Here is a 23,052-nt window from a genome sequence, read left to right as displayed (position 1 = left end):
CGTGACTAATGCGTCTGCTCTTCTGGACTCAGAATGCCTTGTAGCAAAAACTGCACAAAATCAGGGATGTGCAGCTGCCCTGAAACATGGATGAGTTGTGACATGAAAATGGTGTAAAGCAGCGTGCGAGCGGTCAGCGCAGGTTCATGCGGTCGCAACTCTCCAGTTGCCATGCGCACCGCCAGATAGCTTGTAAGGATCTCAACACCACCCTCAATCAGTGCATCTTGATGACGCGCAACCTCTGGATTCTTCTGTGCTTCACAAATAAAGATCTGCACCAGATCCCTCTTTTGCTGCAGTAGCAGGGCAAAGTTTTGCGCAACCTCTGGCAACACTTGCCTGGCCGGACGCTCAGACGAGGCAGAGAGCAAGACTTTCAATTCCGCCAGAAAGCTATGGCGCTCAATCACGGCCAGCAACAACTCTTCTTTATTGCGAAAGTAATGATACATTAGTCCTTGCGCAATCCCGGCTGCTTTGGCCAGATCAGGGATAGAGGTCGCGTTCCAACCTTTCTCGGCGAAGAGGTGGAGGGCTGTATCAATCAGGTGCTCTCGACGCTCTTCGGCTTGCTGTGCTCGACGGGTCATTATCTCTCCTTCAGTTGAAATAATTTTCATTGAAATATTATTCAATGAACTACTGAGTAGTATAAACAAGAATGAGAACACTGTCAAGGCCACTGATTACCTGAAGCCTCAATAGATTGACAATCATTTTTATGGCGTGCTATCGTTAGGAGGCTATTATAATCAATTGCAGTTTTTCATGAAAAGAATTGTGATATGAATTCATCTGTACGGTTTTGCGATAATTGTGGGGCCACTAATCGGCTGGATGCTAAATTCTGCTATGCGTGTGGACAACCTCAAGTTACTTATACAACTACGAATACGGCTACGGGGCTGCTGACTTCTGCTTATGCGTTAAAGCAGCGCTATCACATTCTACAAAAGCTGGGACAGGGTGGCTTTGGGGCTATCTATCTGGTAGAGGACCAACTTTTTAATAATACACATCGGGCGGTGAAGGAGATGGGGATGCGTGGACTGGATGCGGACGAGACAAAGGAGGCTATCGAGGCTTTCCGCAATGAAGCGACGCTGCTGGCCAATCTCTCACATCCTAATCTGCCACGTATCTATGATCACTTTGAGGAACATGGACGTTGGTACCTGGTGATGGACTATATCGATGGCGAGACGCTTGAGAAGCGGCTGGAGAAGACTACTGGTGGCGCGCTTCCTCTCAAAGAGGTGGTCGAACTAGGGATCCAGTTATGTACTGTATTAGGCTATCTGCATAGCCATCAGCCACCGATCATCTTTCGCGACCTGAAGCCAGATAATGTGATGCTCACGGACGATGGGCAGTTATATCTGATCGATTTTGGCATCGCCCGCTTCTTTAAACCTGGACAGAGCAAAGATACGATGAATCTTGGTACACCCGGCTATGCGGCGCCCGAGCAGTATGGCAGGATGCAGACGACGATTCGCTCAGATATCTATAGCCTGGGAGCCACACTCTATCAATTGTGCTCCGGCATTCATCCAGGGCTGACACCATTTCTGCAACAGCCACCAGAGCTGGATCCAACGGTACCTGCGAATGTGGCACTGGAAAAATTGATTATGCAGATGCTGGAGATGAAAGAGCAGCAGCGACCAAAGGATACAGGTGTAGTCAAACAGGAACTACAACGTGTCCAGCAGATGCAACAGACCGCCAGCATTCGACAGATGGTACAACCTGTCCAACCCAGGATATCGACTACCACTACGAGCTTACCAGCAACCCCACTTACCCTTGAACCACGGGCCAGCATTATTGTGGCACAGCAAGGTGGCGGCGACTATACATCTTTGAGTGAAGCTATACAGCAAGCGGAGCCGGGCACCTTTATCTTTTTACGCGAAGGTATCTATAAAGAAAGCATTATCCTGGATAAACCGATTGAGATCATCGCCAATGGACCACGCGAGCAGGTCGTACTTGAGGGCGCTGGCTCACACTGCGTCGTCATGCAGACCAGTTCCGCCACAATGCGTGGACTGACCATCCGTTGTCCCGAGGGTCCGAGAGGCAAGACCTGGCGCGCAATCCATATTACTGAGGGTGAACTCTTTATTGAAAACTGCGATATCAGCTCAGCTTCATCTTCCTGTATCACCATCCTGAACGCCAACACCAATCCCACTATTCGCTACTGCACCATCCACGATAGCGCAGGTCATGGCATCGCAATCTCACAAAACGCCCATGCCACCATTGAATACTGCGATATCTTCAACCATAGCCGGTCCGGGATACATGTCACGATAGGGGCCGACCCCATCGTACGCCACTGCAACGTTTACGACTGTCAGCTCTACGGGCTGCTCATTCAGGACCTGGGCCGTGGCACTTTTGAGGACTGTGATATTCATCACCATGGCTATGCCGCTGTCACGGTCAATAACCAGAGCAATCCATTGCTCCTGCGCTGTCAGCTGCATGATAACCAGAAATATGGTATTGAAATCCTGCAAGAAGGCCAGGGTTCGTATCAGGATTGCGAAATTTTCGCCAATGGCGTCGATAATGTTTCCATTACGACTGGTAGTACGCCCTATTTCTACCTCTGCCGCATCCATGAAGCGCAGCAGCATGGCATCATCGTGACCGACAACGGCAAAGGGATACTTGAATACTGCGACATCTTCGCCAACCAGGCGGCCAACGTCGCCATCGCCAGCGGTGGAGATCCCCAGCTCCAACGCGACACTATCAGTAAAGGCCAGGACTACGGTGTCATTGTCACCGCCAACGGACGCGGCACCATCGACAATTGTACCTTGATCGACAACGCCCGAGGAGCCATCTCCATCGAACCTGGCTGCGCAGTAGATATCAAGAAGAATAATTTCCACTAATAAAAAGATAGGATAATCAAGCATAAGCTCGATTATCCTATCTCTCTCATGAAGTGCATCGAACAAACAGTATGTCTGTACGGTTGATTTAGCGATAAGCTACATCTTTGTTGCGCTCGCGAGGGATCTGGTACCAGATATCGTTGCAGACATCCAGGAGTTCCTGATCAAGGATGAGGTTAACGGCTGGTAATGATTGGTCGAGTTGCTCGGGCTTGCTGGCTCCAACGATAGCTGAAGTGATGGCCGGTTGAGCCAGAACCCAGGCGATGGCGACCTGCGCGATCGAGACGTTGTGCTCGTCACAGTAGCGCTTGAGCTCTTCAACAGCACGCATCTGCGGCTCTTGCCAGTAACGATCCCGGTAGATCTTACCGGCGTTTTCCAGGCTGAATCGCGTACCACCCTCAACCTCCTGGCCAGAGCGATAACGACCGGTCAGCACACCACCGGCCAGCGGATTGTAGCTGATAACGCCGATCCCTTGATCCTCAACCAGTGGAAAGAGCTCGGTTTCAATGTGCCGGAACAGAATATTATAGCGTGGCTGCACACTATCAAAGCGCGCCAGGCCAAGCTTATCACTGGTCCATAGAGCTTTAGTCAGCAGCCAGGCAGGATAATTGGAGCAACCAATGTAGCGTACCTTGCCACTATGTACCAGATCATCAAGGGCCCGCAACGTCTCGTCAAGGGGGGTCTCGTAATCTGGAAAATGCATCTGATACAGATCGATATAGTCGGTCTGCAAACGGCGCAGGCTATCCTCTACGGCCTGCATGATATGCTTGCGCGAGCCACCCTGATCATTGGGACCGCTCCCCATTTTGCCAAAAAACTTGGTGGCCAGCACGATCTGGTCACGGCGGCCTTTAAGCCAGCGTCCAATAAACTCCTCAGTACGACCAGCAGTCTCTAAAGTGCCACCTAGCGGATATGCATCGGCGGTATCAAAGAAAGTCACTCCGTGTTCAACCGCGCGATCCATGATAGCGTGCGATGTAGGCTCGTCACACTGATTGCCAAAAGTCATAGTACCCAGACATATTTCAGAAACTTTTAAGCCTGTACGCCCTAAACGTTTGATTTCCATCTGTATCCCTTTCTCTGCTAAAGTTGAATTTCCTCATACCAGCAACTCTATTATTTATGCATTGCGCCAGGAATACTGAGGCTGATATCCTAACAGGGCACGTGCTTTTTTAATTGAAAGCAAGGTCTCGAATTCTTCAACCTCACCATGTAATGGCACACCCGGGAAAACTTCAGCCAGCAGTTCACGACTCGGACGCTTCATGACGGTATCGGCCGCCGCGATAATAAAGGCCTCAGCCCCCTTGATATCTGCCTCCAGACCAAGACGACAGCTCTGCGCCACATCACGCGCATCCACATAGCCCCAGAGATTCCACTTACGTAGCGTGGCATCATCCGAGAACGCAGGGAAGCGTTGATAATCCTGTGGCTCCATAATATTCGAGAAACGCAGACCCACAAAAGGAATGCCACTCCAGCGATTGAACTGACGCGCCATCTCCTCAGAGATAACTTTTGAGAGCGCGTAACTGGATTCAGGATAGAGGGGATGCTCTTCGTCGATCGGCGCGTAGACTGGCTTCTCACGCTCAAACGGTAATCCCAGCGTGGTTTCACTGGATGCCCATACGACCCGCTTCAAACCCAGCGCCATCGCGGCACTGAAAATATTGTAGGTGCTAAGCGTATTATTACTAAACGTTACTTCTTCCGTTCGAATACCAGGAGCAGGAATCGCACCCAAATGGACCACTCCATAGGCACCAGCCAGGACTTCGAAGACCTGTCCCAGATCGGTCAACTCAACCTTTAAATAAGGACAAAGTTGCTCGGCAGGCGGCAATAAATCTACATTTAAAACCTCATAGTCATGCTCTAAAAGATCCTTAATCACCGCACGGCCAGCCTTGCCGCTCCCTCCAGTAACAACAATTTTCTTCATCGAATTATAAACTCCATTCATAATCACACAAACACAATATACTATTCCTGACACCTTGTTATACGAAAGAGAGAGCGCCGAAGGCCTCAGTCGTTAACCCGGGGATCCATTATACTTTCAATTTCTTCCTCTCTCCAGCATTATAGATAGCTTTTTATCTGCGCAAATTTGATATTGACACAATTCGATTGAAATATCTGTAGATTTCGTTTAAAATGCCTCTATGAGTAATAAGCCTTAAATGCCTGTCAGAATTGCACTGTAACAAGATAGTAGCTTTTCTCAATGATTTCAGCACTTCCGTGCGTGGAAATCGCATCAAATAAGCTTAAAAAAGATTTTGCTCTGCAAGCAAATATTCTATCCTGCACCGTAAAAAACATGCGCTGCATATGCATTACATGCATAGCATAATACACAACTATAGTACTTTTATCACTAGATTTCCATATCCTGCAGGAATAAATGGATCTATAAAATTAGAGCATTCTCGCATAGAGAAATAAAAAAAAGCCAGTGTTGCGTCCATTGCTCCACGTCGCGTCGCCAAACCGATAAGAGCAATAAAAGCAAACTGGCATAGAAGAAAAATGTATTACCGAATTTATTATATGCAGTACGGACAAGATGCTCTCGCATCTCTAACATTCAGGATAGAAACGAGTATAACATTGTTCAATTCAATGTCAAGTAGTATTTATTCCGCCTGCTTCTTCTTCGGGATCACATTACGTCTTTCTTCTGCCAAATCATTATTCGACAACATACAACGCAAAGGATTGAAGAGATGTCCACACGATCATCGAAGATAGAATATATGAAATGCAGCAACGTACTTGGCCCTGATGAGACCTGGGACCTGGTTGATGGCACCAGGCAAGATGTACTGGCACGTACCTGTAAACCTAAGGCGCTTGAACTCTATCTTTTTCTGCTTAAAAACGCCACTATTGAAGCGTTACCCGGTCAAGGTTTGACCGCTGTCTTCTCCTGCCATTGTCTGCGTAATCTCGCCAGTGCGTATGGTGGAAGCTATGATTTTATTTCACGTACCATCGCTATCATGGGGGCACTGGAACTGGTCCAGCACTATCATCATACCCCCTCCGGCACCCAGATCCACCTGCACCTGGGTCCGTATCAAGCCCCTGCTTCATTAAACAAACTCAACAACCTGCGTACCAATAAGCGCTTCAAACTGTGTCAATTGGCCAACTCAACACGCAAACGCTACATCTATCACTATGGCGATCCTGGACGGGCGACCCCTGCCTCAACCATGCAACAACTCAAGGAAACATGCCAGCAGCTCCTTCAGGGCCCAATGAATCGAGAGACAATCACATTACTCACCGATCAAGTCCATACGCTAGCCAGCTACGTCCAGCAGGGCGACTCGCCCAGACAAAAAGGTTACTCCATTCCTCAAACATCCAAAGTCTGCGCATATAAAGGTGAGACAGGTAACGCTGAAAGGGAGACTTCTATTGCAAAGGGCGACCTGGATATACAAAAGGGAGACTCACATAGACAAAAGGGTTACCTGGCTCCTGAGGAGGATATACCAAAAGGCGACTCGCTTGCACAAAAAGGTTACCTGGCTCCTGAAGAAAATACACAAAAGGGCGATTTGCCTGCGCAGGAAGGTTACTTTGGTGCGCAGAAAGGGCGACCTGTAGTGGAAAAAGGTTACCTGGAAGAAGCTTTTTGTGCCGAAAAGGGTTACTCGCCAGATAGCTTTGAGCACAAACAGGGAGACTCTGAAGCCAAAAGGGAGACTCAGGTAACCCCTGTATCGATTATCGATCATAATAATTTATTATCAGCTCTTCTATTCGCTTGGTTGCTATATATAAAACGGCTTCAGCCCTTGCTTTGTGTGTTCGCTAATTATGTAGACTAGATAGTATTTATTCTAGGGCAATAAGTGTAGTATTTGGAGATAGATATGCTTCATTGGCTGATTTGAATGTATGTAGCTAGGCAAATATTTTAATGTTTATTCTAGGTCAATTGATCTAGATCAGTTAATTTAAATAAAAAGTCTAGATCAATTGTCAATGTTGACATGTAGTCGTTTTTGTCTTATGCTTGCTCTAGAGTTGCTATACTATTGCATCTGTGTTAGATCAGAAAGTATTAAGATTATGACTTCCGAGATTAGCAAAGTTGACGAGATTATTAATGCAATCCGTCAGCGCATTGTGGCAGGCGAATTCGGAACTGGTGGTAGACTGCCATCATTGAGAATGTTTGCATCCCAATATAACACGACTCAAGAGACGATGAACAAGGCTATACAGCAACTACAGTCTGAAGGTTTGTTATCATCTCTTGGCCGCCAGGGCGTCTTTGTCCACATGCCGAGAACCCGTATTCCTGGTATCTTACCTAGATTTGATAAATATCTTGAAAGTTTAGGTTTGACACCTGTTGAAACAAATATTGATGAGCCTGCGTTAGTGCCAGCCTCTGAGGAGGTTGCAAAAATTTTTGGTATTGCTCCTGGGTCTTCGATAGTTCATCGCTTGCGCCGTCAAGGAACAACTACTGCACATTATCGGCTGGCGGAAAACTTTTATCCTGTAACGTTGATCAATGATCATATTCTCCATCAGATGCAATCTGACGAGAGATTTGATGCGGTTCTTGCTATAAAAGAGGCTCATGGTAAAGTTATTAAGCATGTGCATGAAGATGTTATCGCACGTCTACCAGATCAGAGGGAACAAGAGCTATTGAAACTTGTTCGAGGTGCTCCTGTTCTTGAGGTCAAGAGAACTAACTACGCTGAGGATGATACAACAGTCATAATGTATAACAAGATCATTTTTGTAGCTAGTTACTTCATGCTCTCTTATGATTATGAGGCTGCTCATTGGACAAACAAAAAATAATAGCAAGCAAGCTATGAAAAGGGGTGATTTATGTATCACCTCTTTTTTTTACCCATTTTATGATCTAGTCATTTAACTATTGACATTTGATCTAGAGCAATATATAATCTTAATAGCTGCTGAGTGAGCAGTGATAAATATCACAATAGGAGGTGATTTTTGCAAGACAATAGTGCATTACGCAATACATTTCTGATCGTGCTGTTGATCTTTGGTGCTGGAGCTTTCTATTGTTTCTCTGTTGGGAATGTTATTGGCGGAGTCATTAACACGGTTGGTTTTCTGGCAATTGTAGGGGTGCTGGCTAGCGGTTGCCGCCACTAGTCCAGCGTATGAGATTAGTTTTTGTGTTCACTGTGACCATCTCTCATATTTTAAGTATGCGGGATGGGATCGGATACGTCAAGAGAGGAGCATTCCTATGACGACATTCATTCTGTCACCTATGCAGGTGCTTATTGTTTTCGGTGTCCTGGTCGTGTGTTCGTTGATCTTCCGTGCTTTGAAATTGCGTTCCTTACTGCTGCTGGCCGTCGTCGCATTTGCTGTGTTGTTCTTTGTGCAATTTCAAGTCCCTGTAAATCAGTTCTTCGCATTCTTCGCTCATCGCTAGAGGAGGTGGCGTATGCCTGCACTGCTTCGCTCTCGATCCTTTGTCGTTCATGTGTGGCCTTCTGTAGACAGTGATCAGGTTGAGCCTTCGATTACAGATGATGTGAACTCTCTTTCCTCTGTTAATGCTGTGAGACAAGTTATGGATAAATATGGTGTTGATTATGCTGATGCGGTGTGTGCCACGGTTAATGATGGTTACAGTGCTGGTGAATGGTTTTTTCAAGCCCGTTGTAATCGTGGGCAAATCGCTTATCGACAACCTGAGGTGATGTGATGGCACTACCTTGCAAGGATCAGGGTCATTGTTGGCAGTCAACTACTGCTCCTGGTTGGTTTAGGTGTACTCGTCCGGTCAACTTTTCAGCAAAGTCAGGCAAGGTAGCCGTGTGTGGTGCTGTTGGTATCTGTCCTGCCTGCCTTGGTTACATCTTACTGGACTATGACGTCTGTTTCTGTTCTCTCCATCAGGATGTACCTATTGTCAGCTATCCGGTGCTTGAGAGAACAACTCATCATACATCATCTGCTCATTCCTGTGAGCAACAATCTCTTTGGTAGTTTACATTGCTTTTGTGCTATGTGATGGGTGTGTGGCATCGCTTGATATGTTGTCACACATTGCCATTCATTCAAGCAGGGATACCTGCAAGGAGTTACCTCTATGATGAATTTTATTGGAACACTCAAATTTGGTGCTGCGTACAATGTTGATGGAAAAGATAAGTCGAAAAAGGGCATGATTTCTTTTACGGTCGCTGATGAGATTGGCAACACGTTTTCCTGCCAGATGTGGGAAGACGATCCACAATTTGCGAATCTCGCACAGGGCATTGAACAGATGCGCTTTCAGCCTGTCCAATTTACCATCAAATCATATGTGTCTCGTATGCGCACATTTAAAGATGGTACTGAGCGTCCACAAACAAACTTTATTGTCGCCAACGTGTCGTTTCCGAATGCTGCTGCTCCTGCCTCTACGACTGGTGCATAAAGATTGATGCTTTGCTCTTTGTGTTCTTTAATCGGTGTCGTTTGTTTCTTTTGGAGGACTAACTTATGAAAACAGGAACCGTGGTTCGTGCCCATTTGTTTCGTGAGCGTTTTGACGTGATGATTGCGGTGATCGCTCCATTTATCATCATGCTTGAGTCTGGATATGGTAATGCCTGGGCCTTTGCTGGTGGTCAGTCGCTTCTGACTGGTACGGGATTGATTGCGCTTGCTCGTGGCATTTTCCTTGAAGGTTTGATTTTTGCCATGTTCAAGCTAGTCCGGTTATTCATTTCCAAGAATAATATCGGGTTCTATGTGCTAGCACTTGTGCCTGCGGTGATTGGCTTTGTTGGCATGGTGGTTTCTGCTGGTTGTAACCTGGGCTTTGTCAATCATAGCGGTGAAATGGCGTGGGTTGTGAAAACAGTATCACAATACATGCCTGATTTTCTGGTAGTTGTGTTTAAACTTGGTCTTGGTTTGCTGTTTCCAATTGCGGTCGGTGCGTTTGCGTTGTTTGATCTGAGTCATTTAGTGGAAGAGATGTTTACTTCCTCCAACTTAGAAGATCGGTCGATGATTGTCGAGCGTGCAGAACAGCACCGTTCTATGTTCCTCAAGTCTCAAAAAAAGGCGGCAAAAACGGCGCAACAACACTATGATGCTGCTTGTGCTGCGGATGTCGATAACATTGTCAAGGCAGTGAAAAGCGGCAATCTCTCCTTTGGCATGGATGAATTAAAGAAGGAGAAGACAGAAAAGCACAAGGTTGGTGTGCAGAAAATCATTCCTGCTCAGCAACCTTCGCTACCAGCTCCGTCTGCTCGTCCTGGGCTTCCTGGTGAATTTCAACAGCCAAGGGTGGTCAATGCAGCACCGTCTCAATTTCAACCGCTTCAGAATATGACGTCGCAAAACGTGGTGTTTCCTTCTCCTCAGTCGATGCCAGGGAAACCACAATGGCAAGCGATGGCGAATAATCAACAAAAACAGTAGCATACTTGCTTCTTGCACGCCCGGCAAGTGGTACGCCTAGCAAGTGGCACGCCTCAACGATGAGGCAAGTAAGCACAATTATCAATCAAACATGTCTGCTGACGGTTGACTTTTGTCGTTATGCCTTAGATCATATGTTCTAGGTAATAGAGCAAGCAGAAAAAACCTGAGGCATTATCTGGCTTCCTGAGGCATAAGCGTTCAAGCTTGATCTTGTCGCACTGTGACGGTGCGAAGCAAGCGTACTACCTGGATACCTGTGCCAGAATTGGAGTGTCGACGGTGCTAAGGAAGCATCTGAGTATATCACCTTGGCACCGTCGGCATGGAATGCACTGCACAGAGTGTCCAGGTGGAGACGCTAGTCACAAGACCAAGTAGCTAGTGCGGGGTGGGGTTCTCCTTCCCTCTCAATAGATGGAGGTATCACGATGAATGTTCCTTATCATCCTGATCAAGAGTTCTTCGAGATGGCTTTTTTCCTTGGACAGAATCACGCCTATGATCATGTAGAGTCTCAGCCGCTTCGATGTGTGATTAGTATAGGGGCGAACTTTACCGGGGATCGTCCTGAAGCGTTTTATCGTCAATTGCAAGCAAGCTACATGGCTGGGTATGAAGGTTGTGCGCTTGTACCTGCACAGTAGCAAGGAGGTGTTTCTATGGGTCTAGGTCACACAGCACGGGTTATTGTCACGGTTGATGTGTTTGTATTGCGTCAAACCTCAAGAGGATTGCAGGTGTTGCTTATTCAGCGTGGTAAAGAACCATATGCAGGTCAATGGGCACTGCCTGGCGGGAAGCTTGATGAGCATGATCTGACACTAGAGGATGCAGCATGTCGAGAGGTTCATGAAGAGACAGGGATTGTCCTTGATTCGCTTGTTCAGGTCGCGACATTTGGCAATGTTGATCGTGATCCTCGTGGTCGTTACGTCAGCGTGCTCTATGCTGCTTCTGTTCCTCCTGAATCAGTGATGTACACACATGCTGGTGATGATGCGATGAATGCTGCATGGTTCCCTTTTGATACATGGCCTACTCCTCTGGCGTTTGATCACGATGCACTTGTCGCTCTGGCGATGAGCCGTTTATAGGAGGTGTCCAATGATTGAGCTTTCTTTGAATGTTCGTGACATTAATAAGGCTGCGGATAAAAATCGTGTTGGCGGTGGTGGTGGCGTCTATTGTTCTCTGCAAGGTAGTGAAAGCTTTCATCGTATCACACAGGCAAAAAGTGTTCGTGGTCAACTGGTGGTCCGTCGTCTTCATGATGGTCATTGGGTCTATCCGGTGGCTGTGTATAAGGAATGGTGAGAGGAGGGCATTACGATGGGATTACGGCTATTCAATCCTGTGACTGATTATCGTTATGAGTGTGTTTGTTCTGATCTGTCATGTCAGTGTGTCCAACAACGGCGCAAGGTGATTCGTGTGGCTGAAACGTATTGTAGTGAACCTCTCTGTGAGTGTGGTCATGTCATGTTAGTGACACATATCGCTCTGGATGATTATTCTGATGATGGCATTGGTGTTCTCAAGCGAAGGCATCTTCAGGTCTTTAGTTTGGACCAGTGCCGCAATTTGTTTCTGGATCAAACTGATTCTCAATATTCACAGATCAAGGGACACGCATACTATACGGTTGCTTGCCTTTGTGGTGATGCTGGAAAAGATGACCAGATGGTGAAAGATACGTTGTGGGTGTTGCAAAAGCATTGTGAGATACATAATCCGCTAGCATCTGAAGTCTTTTCAACTGCACTTTCATACCTTCTATTAGCACAGTAGTATGTTCATCTGCTTGTCTCGTTGTCCTTGTAAGTAATCTCTACATTTGTAGCAGTGCTATCTGTGGTGGTAGCACTGCACACCACGAAACTAGTAACACGTGGTGTGCTATTTACAATATTTTTTTCTTTTTACTGTGGTGTTTATCAATGTTTTCGAGGAGGGTTTTATGGAACAAGAGTTGCTAGAGTCTGCTTATAACTTTGGTTGGATGGCTAAGGCAAGCCATGAAGAGTATAATCCGATGCGTTTTGTCTTGACTGCATTTCGTGAGTATGGTTCGTATGATGAGCAATTTAATCAATCGCTTGTTCTGCGTTATACGGCTGGTTATAACGAATGTCCTTCTGATTGGGTTGAACGGTCTAAGTAGGAGCGTGTTATGCAGAATGAGTCGTTCTATGATGTGGCGATCTGGCGGTACTGGCCTTCTTCTGATCTGCCCTATGTGGCGTTTCTCAATGCGGATGTGGTGTCTTCTGCTCTGGTCGCTGCCTTGCACGTGATGGCAGCCAACAAGTTGAAACATGTGGCTCGTGTGGCGGTCAAGTGTCCTGATAGGAGCTATCAACGGTGGGAACACGGGTTAACCCTGTATCAACAACGAGAGGAGATTCCAGCATATGACTGATAAAGAAAAGATTGTTCATTTTGGTCCTGATACCTTTCTTGTCAATTGGAAGTTTGCTAATGAGCATGATATTCCTACGGGTGACTCCTTGCCTGATCATGTGATTGAATTGCTTGAGGCCTATCAAGATGAGGCAAAGAAAGCCCATGAGTCGGTGCCAACTGATCTTGAGTGTGATGGTCGAACGCTCTACATGCGGTCGCATGGGTCAGGTACCTTTTCTTGGCTGCTGTATACGGATGAAATCACCCTTGATATGGGTCATGGTAGGTTACAGGGACATGTCTTCTGTCAGGCTCGTTTCTCTTCGATCCTCTTGAATAAGATTGGTCCTGAGGCGTGTATTCTGGCGGTTGAAGAGGTGTTAGCGGGCTTGCTTGGTGCGACATTTCATCAGCAAGCATCCGAGATTCATTTGTGTGCGGATGTGGTCGGGGTTGATTTCTCTCAGGTTGATCCTCATCATGATTTTGTTTCTCGCGTGGTGCGTATTCGTGAGCGCCCAACGGTGCCAGAAGACAACGAATTGTCAGAAAGTCTCTCTCCTGGTGAGATTGAAAAGTTGGAAACATTATTACAGCACCAACGGGAAGAGGGCATTGTTGATCCGCTCATTACCTCCAATCATCGCAAGATTGCCACTCTTGATTTTGGTTCTCATGGCTCTCAAATTTCCTGTCAGATTTATAACAAGTTGGCTGAGGTCAAGAAACGCAAAAAAGACTGGTATTTTCCGATCTGGCTTGCAAGAGGATGGGATGGAACGTCGGTGGTCTGGCGGATTGAGTTCCGCTTTAAACGCAAGTTTTTGCAACGCTTTGATCTGAATGGGGCGTATGACGTGATTGAACAATTCCATTTGCTCTGGAAATATGCGACTGAGCAATGGTTGCGCTATGTGGATCACTCTCAACCGTCCACCAATGTCTCACGCTATCCAACACATGCGGCTTGGTCGCTGATTCAATCGGCGTATACTGCTGGTGAAAAGCTGGTCTGTGATGCGCAAACAGAACAAGCCTTACGGGTTGACATGGTGACGCACGATAAGCCGTTACCAGTGATTGAACAAGCCCAGTCAATCATGCTGCACGATGCTTTATGGCATGAGGTCGAGGGTGCCCAGACCAATATAGAAGGATTGGTTCTGACGCTCCTGGCTCCGGCGACGTTCTATCGGTGGGTGCTGCTCTTTGTGCTCCTGTCAACGATAGAGAAAATGATTTACACAAAGATGTCAGAGGATGCGCGTGCGATCACTGCTTCAATGCAGGGTCAACCCGTTGAGCTTTTGCGTGAGTTTGCCAGTGAGCAAATAGCCTTACTCTCTGATGGACAGCGAGGTGAATTACTTGATGGGTTATGTCCTCAGCCATTCCGTGAAGTGCGTTCCGAATTAATCGAGCGTCAAAAACGGATGGCGAAACAAAAAGCATGTGTGGCGGCTGCGCTTGGGAATCTGCGTACAGCGGTTGCTTTGATGCCACTTGAGGAGCTACCAGGGCATCTGGCACATACTTGCCGGACACCTGGACGGACGTATGTTGATTTGCTTTCCTCGATGATCTGGTTTGTGGGAAAAGCGTATACCTATGACAAGGAAAAAGGACGGTTTTTTGTGGAAGAAGTGAATAAGAAACGGCTGGCTTTTGGCATGTTGACAGCAGTGGACTATGAACGGGAAAAGCGTTCGTATGGTGTTGAACTTGCTGCTGATGATTGGTCAACGATTGATCGTGAACTTGATGCCTTGCGTCTCAAGTCTGTGATTTCTGCATAAAGGAGTTTTCTTATGAAGCTGTCAAAACGTCGTCAGGGTGCCCAAAGCTCTACACCATCGCAACAAAATACAGAATCACTATCCTTTGATAGAGCATTAGAGCTTTTTCTTAAATCTCAAAATGCTGCTGGTCATTCTAAGACAACACAAAAAGATTACCTTCAAGTCATCACATGGTTTTGGCGTTACATATCTGATGAATTTGGTTATACAAACATAAATGAAGTGGAGGAGGCGGATATTATAGAGTGGTTAGACTATTTACGTAATGCTACAAGCCGATTGGGGAAACCTTATAGCAGTAGAACTATAAGTACTTATTATACAGATGTTACAGCTTTTTTTTCCTGGTTGGTTAGGCATAACTATATATGTGTTAATCCGATGAAAGGTGTACCATCTCCGAAAACAGATAAGGCCCTAATTCGTGTCTTTACAGAGGATGAGCTAGTTTTGTTGAATGCAGCATGTGATCGTGCTGCCAGTGGCAAGGCTATAACTCCTGATGAGCGCAAAGCTCTTGCAGCTCGTGATCGGGCTTTCCTCTGGCTGCTTTTATCAACAGGTATTCGTGTTTCTGAGGCATGCGGTTTACTGTTTTCTGATATTGATTGGGATACGGGTATGATCTATGTTCGTGGCAAAGGTGCGAAAGAGCGTAAAGTCTCGTTTGGTAAGGTTGCTCGTCAGTACTTGGATACCTATATTCGGTATTGGCGTGGTGGAACAACATCTGGTGATGAGTATGTGTTTCTCAATGTGTTTGGCAATCCTCTTAAAACTGCGGCTGCTGGTGAGCTTTTCAGAAGATTAAAGAAGGTTGCTGGTATTACTGATAAACGTGTAAGTGCTCATACCTGTCGTCACTGGTTTGCTGTGAACGCTATTAAGAATGGTGTTCCTAGTACGGTTCTCCAAGGATGGCTTGGACATGAGCAGTTAGAGATGATAAATACATATGTTCGCTTGGCCGAGCAGGATAACAGAGACTTATATGCTCGTTTCTCTCCTGTGGATTCTCTGAACATGCATCACTCCTCTAAAGACAGGCGAAAGCAGATGAGGGATTGGCGCAACTCTAGGAAAAAAAATTGAGACTCTGACATTGTTATTCTAGGGCAATAGCATTTGTGAGCTTAGGTAGCCTTTAAAATAGGCTTTCTAAGCTTGTTTGCTTTGTGCGTGCATTGGCATCTAGACTTGATTTATTAGTATCCTCTAAAAATTATTTAATGCTAGCATAATAATTTATTATTATCGAATGATTATATCTCTAACGATAATATTATCGATAGGGAGACCGCTCAGTGCTTGAAAAATTCAACTTCAGAAAGAAAAAGTCAGATCGAGCAGATCCGCAAAGAAGCGGAGGCTCTGGCATTTTTTGTAGACAAGTCTCCCCGCAACCTGCCATCATTTATCAAAAAGCTATCAGAGAATCCCAGAGCCACCAGGGCCGCGCTCGTTGATCTATTGGTCCAGACACACAATCCCGATTATCGGGGCAAACCCAACGTACCAGGGGCCTGGATGAATAATGTTTATAAGCGCTATAACTGCCTGGATCCCAACATTAGCGATGAGGTTATGCACTGGCTTGATAGCGATGCCACCTGGCAGGAGATCGATGAGACACTGAGGCTGGAGGCTGAACAACGTGCCCGGCCGCCAGCAGCTAATAACAGTGGCGCGCAACCACTGGCGGATACCGTGTCCTCCAGACAAGCAGTAGCTGAGACGACCTGTGATCAGGCGGTCAAGCTAACTGCGGTCCCCCTGGATATCAATAAGACCTGGATGAATGAGGCTGAGGCTCATACTCTGGCCCAGCAAATTGTGCTGGATGGGGCTACCCATGACTATGTCATTACGACTGAGGTCGCGCCAGATCACGCTGTCTGGCTGGTACGCATCAATTGGGATGGCAACATCCTGGCCATCACCAGCCCAGCCCACTGGCGTAGCGAGTTTGCTGAAATTTATAGCATGCTGCAAGCACGGCTACGCATTCCCGCTTAAGCACAGAAAGGATTTTTCATGGAACATATCGTGAACATTATTCGTGCCCACAAAAACTCAGACAAGTTTATGGCAATGCAACAAGCGGACAATGATCCGCGCCGCTGGCAGACACCCTGCGATCAGGAGTTTGATGCTGAGGATGAGGAACCAGTAGCCGGGCCTGAGCCCGGGAAGGAGTTTGATGTGAGCTCGTCGCACTACACAGGTCCGATCACGAAACCAGCCTTTGAACTGCCTGCCTGTCAATCAAAAACGCATCAAGAGCCGCCAGAGCCCCCCTGCTCGCTCTGCCATGGACACCACTATTACCGTGTGGAGGTTCCGGTAGGCCACGAAATGTTCGGGAAGGCCGTTGAATGTGCTTGCATGCAAGCCAAAAAAGCAGAGCGCCAGCGTCAGTACCTGCTGCAGTTGTCAAACCTGGATACGCTAGAGGAATTTCGCGACAAGAGCCTGCACACCTTCAATGGCTTTCTTCCTGGCACACGCGTCGCCTTCCAGCAAGCCACCGATTATGCCAATAATCCGCAAGGCTGGTTGGTCTTGACTGGCCCCAACGGCTGTGGAAAAACGCACCTGGCCGTCGCCATCGCCCGTCATCGCCTGGAATCCAAAGACACCGTCCTCTTCGCGGTCGTGCCCGACCTGCTGGACTACCTGCGCGCCACCTACGCCCCCAAGGCCGAGGTCCAGTATGATGTCCTTTTCCAGCGTATGCGCCAGGCCAAATTCCTGGTCCTGGATGATTTAGGAACCGAGCAGCATTCCCCCTGGGCCAGCGAGAAACTCTTTCAGCTACTCAACCATCGCTATAACGCCCATCTCTCAACCATCATCACCACCAACCTGATCGGCCTGGAAGGCGTTGAGCCGCGCCTACGCTCGCGTATGAGCGACACGCGCCTCGTCAAACGCATCGACATGACCGATGTGGCTGACTACCGCCTCAAATCCAATGAATAGCATCACCGATAAATTCTACAATAATATGAAGGGATGAGCACATATTGAAGAATAACTAAACTTTACCTTGAAAAACACAGGCATATCAGTTACGCTTATAAAGATCACAAAAACATGAAGGGAAGGTTGATTGTTTAATGACCTGGACTCTAGCTTGCTCTAATCTGCGCTAGCCATTTGCTTCCTCTTTCTGGCTGCACCAAGTGCCTTTGACAATCTCCATCTGATCAACCTGTACACTGTTTTGTCTATCGAGTAGATGAAATAATAGCCGTTGTACATGATAGATCAGGATTGTTTAGCCAGCTCGCTTGGATAAAAACCGCTAGTAACGGATGCCAGGCAAGCGAGTAGGATGGTCATTACAATCCCTTCCATTGCGACTCATGTCCCCCTTTGTTGCGCACCCTCTTGCCTGGTATCCCTCTAAGTTGTTAGGGCTCGACCATTTGTGGAGATTTATCTATAATACATGGATAAAGCACATTAGCAGGAGGATAACCATGGCTGATCATCAAGCCACTATAGCAACCGATGAGATTCAGAGCTTGCTCGCCAGCTACTTTTCCGGCGAGATTACCGATCTGGTCGAGTTAACTGGTGGGCGTATATCCCGAACCTATGCGTTCCACGTAGGCGAACAGGCATATATTATCCGTTTCAATAAGGATAATATGCTGAACACCAACTTACCCAAAGAGGCATATCTGTCCCAACGTCTGGCGTCAAGTAGAATTCCAATACCACCGATCTTCTATACTGGTCGGTTAGGCGAGCTGTATTATGCAATCTCGCAGAAGATGCCGGGTAAGATGCTGGATCAATTGTCGCCACAAGAGGTTGAGGAGCTCTTACCTGAGGTAATTGAGCTACTGGACACGATCCATCAGGTAGATGTAAGTACAACTACTGGCTATGGCATCTTTGATTATCAGGGACAGGGTATGGCTGCAAGTTGGCGTGACTCACTGCTCCAGGTGGGACAGGAAGAAGATACGCGTGATTTCTTTGGCAAGTGGTATCACTTGTTTGAGGATAGTTTCCTGGAACGGGACCTCTATCAAGAGTTGTATAGGAAGATGCGGCAATTGCTAGATGTTTGTCCTACCGAACGCTACTTGCTGCATGGGTCGCCCTCATTCAGGAATATCCTGGCCGAGCAAGGACGGGTCAGTGCGGTCCTGGATTGGGTGGATGCCAGGTATGGCGATTTTGTATATGATATCGCCTACCTGGACATCTGGACACCTGAGTTCAGGATCGCTGAACGCTTCCAGGAATATTATCAGCAGCGCCAGCAAGAGGTTACCCATTATCAGGAACGCTTACTGTGCTATTACTACTATATCGCCCTTGGAGCCTTGCGCTTCTATGCCTATAGCAATGAAGCAGGCGCTTATCAATGGATGCGCCAGGTAATTCTGGCAAAACACTCGCTCGCTTAGTAAAGTGAGCGTACCAGTCCGCCATCGACCTGGATGGTGGTACCGGTGATATAACTGGCCTGTCTGGATGCCAGAAACGCGACCAGGCTGGCCAGTTCCTCTGGCTCGCCCACACGTCCCATTGGGATCCCCTGGGCCAAATCCTTGATAGCCTCTTCCTGGCTGATCCCCTGGTCTAACTTTTGCTGCATGCCTGGTCCTTTGCGCAAGCGATCCGTTAAGATGCGCCCGGGACAAACATTGTTGATGGTGATATTATCCGGTGCCAGCTCGGTTGAGAGCGATTTCGCTAATCCAATCACGCCTGGTCGAATGGCATTGGAGAGCAAGAGGCCGTCGATTGGCTGCTTGACAGAGGTACTGACGATATTGATGATGCGGCCCTGGCCCGAGCTGCGTAGATGCGGGATCGCCAGACGGAACAAGCGGACAGTGCTCAAGAGGGTTAGTTCGAACGCGGCCAGCCATTGCGCATCGTTAAATTCAGCAAACGAGCCAACCGGTGGTCCACCAGCATTATTCACTAACACATCCAACCGTCCATACTCCTGAATAGTCGCCTCCACGATCGCGGTCAGATCCTCCGCGTGGGTCACATCACCCGGAATAGCCAGGACATGTGTCCCGCTCTTCTGGCGCAACTCCTGGGCCGTATGCTCAAGCGCCACCCGATCCCGTGAAGCGATCGTCAATAAGGCCCCCTCCGCCGCCAGAGCCGCCGCACTCGCCTTACCAATGCCCTTGCTGGCCGCCATGACCAGCGCGACTTTCCCCTGTAAGCCTAAATCCATCAACTTTTTCCTTTCACATCTATGGAATGCTATCCATCAATTTTGGATGCATAAATCGTTTATAGTGAAAAGGCCCATACTATTAATTGAGTCCAGAAACTTGATTGTCCCTATTGATCAAGGGAAGTGTAAACCAGAAGGTAGAGCCATGGCCTTTTACACTTTCAACGCCAACTTCTCCATCTTGTCCATGGATCAGAACCTTGCAAATATGCAATCCTAAGCCTAATCCGGGCGTTCCACGGGTATAGCTAGCTACTTCATGCGTTTGATAGAAACGCTCCCAGATATGTGCCTTATGCTCTTCTGTAAGGCCCAGCCCATTGTCCTGAACCCAGACCCTCGCGACCCCGGCCTCCACGGACATGCCAATCTGGACAGGTTGCTCTGGTGGAGAATATTTAAAAGCATTGATCAGGTAATTACTCAGTACTTGCCTGGTACGTTGTGCATCTGCCAGGACCATCACCGAAGGGAAGGGAGGAAGAGTAAAATTGATCACGCGTAGTGGATGGATCGCTTGTTGATCGTGCACAGTTCTCTGCACCAGGGACACCAGATCGCATGGGGCCAGAGTGAAATTCAGCTTATCCGCCCGTGCGCGAGACAGATCGAGCAAATCATTTATCAGGCGTGTCTGGTCATTCAGGTTTTCCACACCTCGGGTAAGCATGCTCATAGCCTGAGAAATAAGCTTTTGCTGCTGGCTATCGAGCACTGAGGCATCAGCAAGCAGACTGGTCAGACGCCGCTGTGCCAGTTGAATATTACCCTTCATAGCGGTGAGTGGCGCCTTTAACTCATGCGTCACCATACTCATAAAAGCTTCTCGCTGCTGCTCCAGTGCCTTCTGCTCTGAGATATCAAGCAGCGTCCCAATATAGCCTAAAAAGTTTCCAGATGGATCTGTATAGGAGGAACCATGCGCGACCACCGCATGATAGAAGCCATCAGCCCGATACAGGCGAAACTCAGTATGGTAGGGAAGGCGTTGCTCAAGCGATTGCAGCCACAACATCGAAGCTTCTGCATGATCATCAGGATGGATCGCCGTCATCCACCCTAATCCCAGACTCTCTTGTTCCGATAAGCCAGTAAAGGTATACCAGGTAGCATTATGGAAGGTGCTATCACCATGTGTATCCGCCTGCCAGATCATAATGGGGGCCTGATTCGCAAGGGTGCGAAAACGCTCCTCGCTCTCGCGCAACTGCTTCTCCGCCTTCTGGCGCTCAGTTACCTCCATGCGCAAAGCAATCTCAGTGGTCACAAACTGCGCCAGTTCCTTCATGATTCTGATCTCACGCTCAGACCAGACGCGTGGTTTATCATCAATGGCGCAAAAACTGCCGAGCGCCTGACCTTCCACCTCCAGAGGGAATCCCAAATAGGCAATGACGCCCAAATCAGGAATCGCCAGATTGTTTGCCAACCATGCTTCTTCACGAGCATCGGTCACAATCAACGGTTCATGGGACGCAACCACATATTGACAAAACGAGTGCGATAAGGGCGTCTGCTGCTGGGATGCCCAGGGTTCCGGCAAACCATAATAACTCTTAAAATACTGTCGATCTTTATCGACTAAAGAAACAAGTGACACTGGTATTTCTAGAATTAATGCAGCCAACTTTGTAAATCGATCAAATGCTTCTTCACTTGAGCTATCCAACAACTGACTTCTAGCAAGTGCCTGCAATCTCTCATGCTCAGCCATAACTTAGTTATGCATGCCTTTCTCCTGCCTGACGAGGTTAATTCTTCATTATACCACCACTGATTCCAGCATCCAAAATATCACAAAGAGGCTTAGCTGATTCAGGGTATCTTGCCTAGAACACAAAGGGGATGAGCCGTTTCGTGCGCTGCATATATTCCTGATAGCGCTGCCCCAGCTGCGCCGTGAGGACCTGCTCTTCCACCTGGATACGATAACTAAAGCCAATAAGCGCGCAGCCCATGATGACGAGCAGACTCAACCAGTTCGTCAGGCTGAGTCCCAATCCAAACAATGTGATGAAGAAACCAGTATAAGCGGGATGCCGAATGAGCCGGTAGGGACCAGCTTCGATCACGGGCTGCTCGGTTGCGACGGCCACTTTCGTCGTAAAAAATGCGCCAAGTACAGTAATAGCGTAGAAACGTAATACGATCCCCGCGTAAATCAGGAGAATGCCCAGCCAGAAAAAAAACATGTTCGCGCTGGTAATGGCGGTACCAGGAACCTTAAAAGCCGCTAGCACACCAAGCAGGATACCAAACACCATCAAACAAAGGATGAGCATGTACGATCCTTGATCATGGCGCTGGATGCCGGTACGGAGGCGGTGGTGTGTCTTGATATCCACCCACGTTTCCATCACTCTCCAGATGAGAAGGCTGATTGACAGGACACCAAGAGCCAGCACATTATGTGTGAAAAGCGGTTGCATAATCCACATCCTTTGTTTTAAATTACGCCCTGTAAGCCCAAATACATAAATAATATCAAAGTGTGTCTCTATTCCATTATTGACATCCTCATTTGTTTATTAGAAAAATAATACCATAGCGGGATCGCATAAAGATGAATGTGACCTATTGGATAGAAATCCTAAATAGAGCAAGATTCGATAAGTTTTTCAGCTTAAATTCGTGTATACTACTTCCAGACAGTAGAACATATGTACGATGAATAGTTCACATTAATCTGGAGGAAACAATGCACACACAGCTGAATCCGTATCTGGGCTTTAAAGACAACACTCGCGAGGCCATGGAATTTTACCAATCGATCTTTGGTGGTAAGCTTGAGATGAACACATTCAAAGAACTCAACGCATCTCAGGATCCAAGTGAAGACAACAAAATCATGCATTCGGTGCTACAGGCAGACAACGGCATTGCATTTATGGCATCTGACACGCCAGATCGCATGGAATATAAAATTGGCACAAACTTTAGCATGTCTCTCAGTGGGGACAACGAAGCAGAATTAACACACTATTTTAAGCAGCTTTCGGCTGGTGCCAACATAACAATGCCACTTGAGAAGGCCGTCTGGGGTGATACATTCGGCATGCTCACTGACAAATTTGGTATAAACTGGGTCGTCAACATTACTGGTTCAAAAGCCTAGCCTCTCGTACTGGCAGCGCTCGTCGCTGCAACCAGTTCGCATCAGAGTAAGCAACGCCACACCGCAGGGAGGGACGCGTGATATCTCCAACTCTGCATGTGGCGCGACTTGACG

General features: G+C 47.5%; 26 protein-coding genes. 20 read left to right on the top strand and 6 right to left on the bottom strand.

Going from position 1 to position 23,052, the window contains the following annotated elements; genetic code table 11:
• Nucleotides 1-5: 5 nt before the first annotated feature.
• Nucleotides 6-593, bottom strand: a complete 588-nt coding sequence (locus EL633_RS33185) for a TetR/AcrR family transcriptional regulator (RefSeq protein ID WP_161982658.1) — start codon at nt 591-593, stop codon at nt 6-8.
• Between the two features lie 195 nt (nt 594-788).
• Between EL633_RS33185 and EL633_RS33180 the strand changes: the two genes are divergently transcribed.
• The gene (locus EL633_RS33180; RefSeq protein ID WP_126631492.1) at nt 789-2,918 is read left to right on the top strand and encodes a right-handed parallel beta-helix repeat-containing protein; all 2,130 of its coding nucleotides are present in this window, start codon (nt 789-791) and stop codon (nt 2,916-2,918) included.
• A gap of 88 nt (nt 2,919-3,006) precedes the next feature.
• Here the strand turns inward: EL633_RS33180 and EL633_RS33175 are convergent, their stop codons facing one another.
• A complete protein-coding gene (locus EL633_RS33175; protein ID WP_126631491.1) occupies nt 3,007-4,011 on the bottom strand; it encodes an aldo/keto reductase in 1,005 nt (334 codons plus the stop codon).
• A gap of 54 nt (nt 4,012-4,065) precedes the next feature.
• Nucleotides 4,066-4,896, bottom strand: coding sequence for an NAD-dependent epimerase/dehydratase family protein (locus EL633_RS33170; RefSeq protein ID WP_126631490.1), 831 nt, complete (start codon nt 4,894-4,896; stop codon nt 4,066-4,068).
• A gap of 787 nt (nt 4,897-5,683) precedes the next feature.
• Here EL633_RS33170 and EL633_RS33165 point away from each other — a divergent pair.
• From EL633_RS33165 to EL633_RS33085, 18 genes are all read left to right on the top strand, one after another.
• Nucleotides 5,684-6,799 carry a hypothetical protein gene (locus EL633_RS33165; RefSeq protein ID WP_126631489.1) on the top strand — a complete coding sequence of 372 codons (1,116 nt, stop codon included), beginning with the start codon at nt 5,684-5,686 and terminating at the stop codon, nt 6,797-6,799.
• 244 nt (nt 6,800-7,043) lie between these two features.
• Nucleotides 7,044-7,793 carry a GntR family transcriptional regulator gene (locus tag EL633_RS33160; protein WP_161982657.1) on the top strand — a complete coding sequence of 250 codons (750 nt, stop codon included), beginning with the start codon at nt 7,044-7,046 and terminating at the stop codon, nt 7,791-7,793.
• A gap of 159 nt (nt 7,794-7,952) precedes the next feature.
• Nucleotides 7,953-8,117: a hypothetical protein gene (locus tag EL633_RS36835; RefSeq protein WP_161982656.1), complete on the top strand. Its 165-nt coding sequence runs from the start codon at nt 7,953-7,955 to the stop codon at nt 8,115-8,117.
• A 97-nt stretch (nt 8,118-8,214) separates the two neighbouring features.
• On the top strand, nt 8,215-8,406 hold the full coding sequence (locus EL633_RS33155) for a hypothetical protein (RefSeq protein WP_126631487.1): 192 nt from the start codon (nt 8,215-8,217) through the stop codon (nt 8,404-8,406).
• A 12-nt stretch (nt 8,407-8,418) separates the two neighbouring features.
• Nucleotides 8,419-8,682, top strand: coding sequence for a hypothetical protein (locus tag EL633_RS33150; RefSeq protein WP_126631486.1), 264 nt, complete (start codon nt 8,419-8,421; stop codon nt 8,680-8,682).
• Between the two features lie 387 nt (nt 8,683-9,069).
• Complete coding sequence (locus EL633_RS33145; protein ID WP_126631485.1) at nt 9,070-9,399, top strand: hypothetical protein; 330 nt, start codon at nt 9,070-9,072, stop codon at nt 9,397-9,399.
• Nucleotides 9,400-9,464: 65 nt separating this feature from the next.
• The gene (locus EL633_RS33140) at nt 9,465-10,397 is read left to right on the top strand and encodes a hypothetical protein (RefSeq protein ID WP_126631484.1); all 933 of its coding nucleotides are present in this window, start codon (nt 9,465-9,467) and stop codon (nt 10,395-10,397) included.
• A 431-nt stretch (nt 10,398-10,828) separates the two neighbouring features.
• Nucleotides 10,829-11,044, top strand: coding sequence for a hypothetical protein (locus EL633_RS33135; protein ID WP_126631483.1), 216 nt, complete (start codon nt 10,829-10,831; stop codon nt 11,042-11,044).
• A gap of 15 nt (nt 11,045-11,059) precedes the next feature.
• Nucleotides 11,060-11,494: an NUDIX domain-containing protein gene (locus EL633_RS33130; protein ID WP_126631482.1), complete on the top strand. Its 435-nt coding sequence runs from the start codon at nt 11,060-11,062 to the stop codon at nt 11,492-11,494.
• Nucleotides 11,495-11,504: 10 nt separating this feature from the next.
• Nucleotides 11,505-11,714 (top strand): hypothetical protein, encoded by a 210-nt coding sequence (locus EL633_RS33125; RefSeq protein WP_126631481.1) that lies wholly within the window; start codon nt 11,505-11,507, stop codon nt 11,712-11,714.
• 15 nt (nt 11,715-11,729) lie between these two features.
• Entirely contained in the window at nt 11,730-12,188 is a 459-nt protein-coding gene (locus EL633_RS33120; RefSeq protein ID WP_126631480.1) for a hypothetical protein, read from the top strand.
• Nucleotides 12,189-12,357: 169 nt separating this feature from the next.
• On the top strand, nt 12,358-12,561 hold the full coding sequence (locus tag EL633_RS33115; RefSeq protein ID WP_126631479.1) for a hypothetical protein: 204 nt from the start codon (nt 12,358-12,360) through the stop codon (nt 12,559-12,561).
• A 9-nt stretch (nt 12,562-12,570) separates the two neighbouring features.
• A complete protein-coding gene (locus EL633_RS33110) occupies nt 12,571-12,819 on the top strand; it encodes a hypothetical protein (protein ID WP_126631478.1) in 249 nt (82 codons plus the stop codon).
• The gene (locus tag EL633_RS33105) at nt 12,812-14,599 is read left to right on the top strand and encodes a hypothetical protein (protein WP_126631477.1); all 1,788 of its coding nucleotides are present in this window, start codon (nt 12,812-12,814) and stop codon (nt 14,597-14,599) included. The genes EL633_RS33110 and EL633_RS33105 overlap by 8 nt, the downstream gene beginning before the upstream one ends.
• 12 nt (nt 14,600-14,611) lie before the next feature.
• Nucleotides 14,612-15,694: a tyrosine-type recombinase/integrase gene (locus EL633_RS33100; RefSeq protein WP_126631476.1), complete on the top strand. Its 1,083-nt coding sequence runs from the start codon at nt 14,612-14,614 to the stop codon at nt 15,692-15,694.
• A gap of 216 nt (nt 15,695-15,910) precedes the next feature.
• Entirely contained in the window at nt 15,911-16,618 is a 708-nt protein-coding gene (locus tag EL633_RS33095; RefSeq protein WP_126631475.1) for a hypothetical protein, read from the top strand.
• An 18-nt stretch (nt 16,619-16,636) separates the two neighbouring features.
• Nucleotides 16,637-17,584, top strand: coding sequence for an ATP-binding protein (locus EL633_RS33090; protein WP_126631474.1), 948 nt, complete (start codon nt 16,637-16,639; stop codon nt 17,582-17,584).
• Between the two features lie 503 nt (nt 17,585-18,087).
• Nucleotides 18,088-19,029, top strand: coding sequence for a phosphotransferase family protein (locus EL633_RS33085; RefSeq protein ID WP_161982655.1), 942 nt, complete (start codon nt 18,088-18,090; stop codon nt 19,027-19,029).
• On the opposite strand, the gene EL633_RS33080 is transcribed toward EL633_RS33085, so the two are convergent.
• From EL633_RS33080 to EL633_RS33070, 3 genes are all read right to left on the bottom strand, one after another.
• On the bottom strand, nt 19,026-19,820 hold the full coding sequence (locus tag EL633_RS33080; RefSeq protein ID WP_126631472.1) for an SDR family oxidoreductase: 795 nt from the start codon (nt 19,818-19,820) through the stop codon (nt 19,026-19,028). The two genes, EL633_RS33085 and EL633_RS33080, sit on opposite strands and share 4 nt — an antisense overlap.
• Before the next feature lie 82 nt (nt 19,821-19,902).
• Nucleotides 19,903-21,537, bottom strand: a complete 1,635-nt coding sequence (locus EL633_RS33075) for a sensor histidine kinase (RefSeq protein ID WP_126631471.1) — start codon at nt 21,535-21,537, stop codon at nt 19,903-19,905.
• Between the two features lie 115 nt (nt 21,538-21,652).
• Nucleotides 21,653-22,252, bottom strand: a complete 600-nt coding sequence (locus EL633_RS33070; RefSeq protein WP_161982654.1) for a methyltransferase family protein — start codon at nt 22,250-22,252, stop codon at nt 21,653-21,655.
• Between the two features lie 269 nt (nt 22,253-22,521).
• On the opposite strand from EL633_RS33070, the gene EL633_RS33065 reads away from it, so the two are divergent.
• The gene (locus EL633_RS33065; protein WP_126631469.1) at nt 22,522-22,938 is read left to right on the top strand and encodes a VOC family protein; all 417 of its coding nucleotides are present in this window, start codon (nt 22,522-22,524) and stop codon (nt 22,936-22,938) included.
• Nucleotides 22,939-23,052: the final 114 nt, after the last annotated feature.

This window comes from Dictyobacter alpinus, assembly GCF_003967575.1.
Lineage (GTDB): Bacteria > Chloroflexota > Ktedonobacteria > Ktedonobacterales > Ktedonobacteraceae > Dictyobacter > Dictyobacter alpinus.
The sequence above is the reverse complement of the archived record's forward strand: the minus strand, read 5'-3'. Positions and strand labels throughout refer to the sequence as shown.

Coding starts and splice junctions, on each gene's coding strand:
- EL633_RS33185 (WP_161982658.1), bottom strand. CDS start 593: ATGACCCGTCGAGCACAGCAAGCCGAAGAGCGTCGAGAGCACCTGATT.
- EL633_RS33180 (WP_126631492.1), top strand. CDS start 789: ATGAATTCATCTGTACGGTTTTGCGATAATTGTGGGGCCACTAATCGG.
- EL633_RS33175 (WP_126631491.1), bottom strand. CDS start 4,011: ATGGAAATCAAACGTTTAGGGCGTACAGGCTTAAAAGTTTCTGAAATA.
- EL633_RS33170 (WP_126631490.1), bottom strand. CDS start 4,896: ATGAAGAAAATTGTTGTTACTGGAGGGAGCGGCAAGGCTGGCCGTGCG.
- EL633_RS33165 (WP_126631489.1), top strand. CDS start 5,684: ATGTCCACACGATCATCGAAGATAGAATATATGAAATGCAGCAACGTA.
- EL633_RS33160 (WP_161982657.1), top strand. CDS start 7,044: ATGACTTCCGAGATTAGCAAAGTTGACGAGATTATTAATGCAATCCGT.
- EL633_RS33155 (WP_126631487.1), top strand. CDS start 8,215: ATGACGACATTCATTCTGTCACCTATGCAGGTGCTTATTGTTTTCGGT.
- EL633_RS33150 (WP_126631486.1), top strand. CDS start 8,419: ATGCCTGCACTGCTTCGCTCTCGATCCTTTGTCGTTCATGTGTGGCCT.
- EL633_RS33145 (WP_126631485.1), top strand. CDS start 9,070: ATGATGAATTTTATTGGAACACTCAAATTTGGTGCTGCGTACAATGTT.
- EL633_RS33140 (WP_126631484.1), top strand. CDS start 9,465: ATGAAAACAGGAACCGTGGTTCGTGCCCATTTGTTTCGTGAGCGTTTT.
- EL633_RS33135 (WP_126631483.1), top strand. CDS start 10,829: ATGAATGTTCCTTATCATCCTGATCAAGAGTTCTTCGAGATGGCTTTT.
- EL633_RS33130 (WP_126631482.1), top strand. CDS start 11,060: ATGGGTCTAGGTCACACAGCACGGGTTATTGTCACGGTTGATGTGTTT.
- EL633_RS33125 (WP_126631481.1), top strand. CDS start 11,505: ATGATTGAGCTTTCTTTGAATGTTCGTGACATTAATAAGGCTGCGGAT.
- EL633_RS33120 (WP_126631480.1), top strand. CDS start 11,730: ATGGGATTACGGCTATTCAATCCTGTGACTGATTATCGTTATGAGTGT.
- EL633_RS33115 (WP_126631479.1), top strand. CDS start 12,358: ATGGAACAAGAGTTGCTAGAGTCTGCTTATAACTTTGGTTGGATGGCT.
- EL633_RS33110 (WP_126631478.1), top strand. CDS start 12,571: ATGCAGAATGAGTCGTTCTATGATGTGGCGATCTGGCGGTACTGGCCT.
- EL633_RS33105 (WP_126631477.1), top strand. CDS start 12,812: ATGACTGATAAAGAAAAGATTGTTCATTTTGGTCCTGATACCTTTCTT.
- EL633_RS33100 (WP_126631476.1), top strand. CDS start 14,612: ATGAAGCTGTCAAAACGTCGTCAGGGTGCCCAAAGCTCTACACCATCG.
- EL633_RS33090 (WP_126631474.1), top strand. CDS start 16,637: ATGGAACATATCGTGAACATTATTCGTGCCCACAAAAACTCAGACAAG.
- EL633_RS33085 (WP_161982655.1), top strand. CDS start 18,088: ATGGCTGATCATCAAGCCACTATAGCAACCGATGAGATTCAGAGCTTG.
- EL633_RS33080 (WP_126631472.1), bottom strand. CDS start 19,820: ATGGATTTAGGCTTACAGGGGAAAGTCGCGCTGGTCATGGCGGCCAGC.
- EL633_RS33075 (WP_126631471.1), bottom strand. CDS start 21,537: ATGGCTGAGCATGAGAGATTGCAGGCACTTGCTAGAAGTCAGTTGTTG.
- EL633_RS33070 (WP_161982654.1), bottom strand. CDS start 22,252: ATGCAACCGCTTTTCACACATAATGTGCTGGCTCTTGGTGTCCTGTCA.
- EL633_RS33065 (WP_126631469.1), top strand. CDS start 22,522: ATGCACACACAGCTGAATCCGTATCTGGGCTTTAAAGACAACACTCGC.